The organism is Psychrobacter sp. AOP5-GZ1-6 (assembly GCF_052376345.1).
Classification (GTDB): Bacteria; Pseudomonadota; Gammaproteobacteria; order Pseudomonadales; family Moraxellaceae; genus Psychrobacter.
This window is the reverse complement of record NZ_JBQSVP010000421.1, coordinates 1-206: the sequence shown is the minus strand read 5'-3', so window position 1 is coordinate 206 and position 206 is coordinate 1. Positions and strand designations below refer to the sequence as shown.

Here is a 206-nt window from a genome sequence, read left to right as displayed (position 1 = left end):
AAGCGTTCATAGTAGCGCTTCTTAGGCGCGATCTTATAAACAGATGAGCCTATGGTGCCCAATACTTTACCGATACTGACTGAGGCTATAATAGCTATGTCTCTAACACCGCAACCTCTCACCGTCATTAGCCGTATGATGTCTTCTATTTTAGAGTGACAGCCCTTATAAGTTAAGGCATGGTCACCAATGAATTGACGTTTGCA

At 43.2% G+C, this 206-nt stretch carries 1 pseudogene; it reads right to left on the bottom strand.

The window, feature by feature from the left end:
• Positions 1-206, bottom strand: a pseudogene (locus ACT3RN_RS16440) (IS1 family transposase); the annotation flags it as partial.